General features: G+C 66.6%; 1 protein-coding gene. It reads right to left on the bottom strand.

What is annotated here, in order from left to right:
• A partial coding sequence (locus tag ABID37_RS26195) for a trimethylamine N-oxide demethylase (protein ID WP_354199896.1) occupies window positions 1–2,326 on the bottom strand: 2,326 nt, incomplete at both ends.

The following is a 2,326-nucleotide window of genomic DNA, read 5'->3' as shown; positions in this document are numbered from 1 at the left end:
TGGGCGAAGGGGACGATTTTTGCGGGCAGGCGTTTCTGGTGGCCGTCGAGCTTGCCGATCTCGACCTCGGTGCCGATGGCGGCATGTGTTGCGTCGACCCTGGCCAGGGCGATGTTCTTCTTCAGCAGCGGCGAGCGCATCGAGGAGGTGACTTCGCCGACCTGGGCGCGGCCGATATGGATGCAGTCGCCATGGCCGACCGCGACATTGCTGTCGATATCGAGACCGACGAGCTTGCGCACGGGATGCTCCTTGCGCCGGATCAGCGCCTCGCGGCCGATGAAGTCGTCGGTCTTGGACTTGAGCGGCACGGTAAAGCCGATGCCGGCCTCGAACGGATCGGTCTGGTCGGAGAACTCGTACCCGGCGAAGATCAGCCCCGCCTCGATGCGCAGCATGTCGAGCGCCAGGAGCCCCATCGGCTTCAAGCCCAGCGGCTGGCCAGCTTCCCATACCGCATCGAACACGGTGCCGGCATCGCGCGGATGGCACCAAACCTCATAGCCGAGCTCGCCGGTATAGCCGGTGCGCGACACCACCACAGGCACGCCGTTCTCGCCGCCGATGCGCCCGATGGTGAAGCGGAACCATTCCACCTCCTCAAGCCGCGGCTGGTGCGGCGGCGTCCAGATCACCTCCTTGAGGATGGCGCGGCTGTTGGGGCCCTGCACGGCGATGTTGTGCATCTGGTCGGTGGAGGCGCGCACCAGCACCTTCAGCCCGAGTTTGTCGGCCGTCTCGCGCAGCCACACGCCCGAATAGTCGTCGCCGCCGATCCAGCGGAAATTGTCCTGTCCCAGCCTCAGCAGCGTGCCGTCGTCGATCATGCCGCCATGTTCATAGCACATGGCGCTGTAGACCACCTGGCCCACGCCCAGCTTCTTGACGTCGCGGGTCAGCGTGTATTGCAGCAGCGCCTCGGAATCCGGGCCGGTGACCTCGAACTTGCGCAGCGCCGACAGGTCCATCACCACCGCCTTCTGGCGACAGGCCCAATACTCCTCGATCGGCCCTTCCTTGGCGAAGGAATTGGCCAGCCAGTAGCCCTTGTATTCGACGAAGTTGCGCGTGTGCTGGGCAAAGCGCGAATGGAAGGCGGTTTCTGTGGTCATTTTCGGCTCGGAATCCGGAGTTACGCGGCGGGCGATGGCGCGCGAGAACCTGTTCTTGTCGGAATAGGTGCGCACATGGATGTCGGTCAGGTTCCAGCCATTGGCCGGCGTGGTGTCGTCGGGGCAGGCCGAGGACACGCACACGATGTCGGTGAGCGCGCGCAACAGGACATAGTCGCCCGGCCGCGACCACGGCTCGTCCGAATACATCACCCCATGCGCGTCGATGCCGGTGTTGAAGAAGAAGTTCACCGCCATCCAGCCCGCCCGCGGGCGCACGCCCTTGTCGGCCAGCGCCCGGTTGAAGTTCTCCGAGCAGTTGGCATGGCCCGGATAGCCGATGTCGTCATAGTATTTGGCGTAGCAGGCCAGCGCGAAGGCGTCGTGACGCCCGCAGGTGTCCTGCACCACCTCGACCAGCGGCTCGAAGTCCTGGTCGTAATATTTGGCGTGCAGGCCGGGCATCGGATAGGCATGGCCCATCAGCGAGCGGGTGGCGGTGACATCGAGGGGGTTGTCGAGGCCCTTGTCGAGCTTGCGGGCCGAAAAACACTGGAAGTCGGTGCACTGGCGCCCGTCGACATCGATGATCTGGATGAATTCGCCCGCACGCACGAAAAACGACTGTGCGGTGGCCGACCTGACCCTCAGGTCGAGCACCGGATCGGCCAGCGGCTCCGGCAGCTCCGCGCCCCTGGCCCGTGTCTGCACGCGCGCCCGGCGCACCAGAACCAGGATCGGCGTGACCGTGTCGTGGCCGTCGACGGCCATCGGCCCGCCCGGCGCGGCGACCACCAGGCTGCCGTCGCGGGTGACAGTGAACGTCTCCTCGGTCCCCGCCGGCGTCAAGCCGTCGAACAGCCGCACCGCCTCGGCCTTGGCAAGGTCGATGCGGCGCCGGGTCAGCCCGGCGCGGAAAGCGGCCAGGCTGCTGTTGTCGCCGGCAAGCAGCGCCTGCAGGCCGGCGGCGTTGGAATTGGACCTGACGCCGAGGATCGCGGCATCGGTGCGGCCCGAGGCGTCAGCCGCCACCAGCTCGCAGGCCTGCCCGCCCTCAAGATCGCGCACCGTGACCGTATCCCCGGCCTCGACCGACACAAACACCGCGCCTGCGCCCGCAACCTCATAGCGCTCCATCCCTGCAGGCAGCGCGAGCGAGCCGGGAAGCAAAATCCCGCTCGCACGAGGTGGGCCAGGCACCACATCGGGATAAG

The sequence above is a fragment of the Aquamicrobium terrae genome (genome assembly GCF_040545735.1).
In the GTDB taxonomy this organism is placed as follows: domain Bacteria; phylum Pseudomonadota; class Alphaproteobacteria; order Rhizobiales; family Rhizobiaceae; genus Mesorhizobium; species Mesorhizobium terrae_A.
The sequence above is the reverse complement of the archived record's forward strand: the minus strand, read 5'-3'. Positions and strand labels throughout refer to the sequence as shown.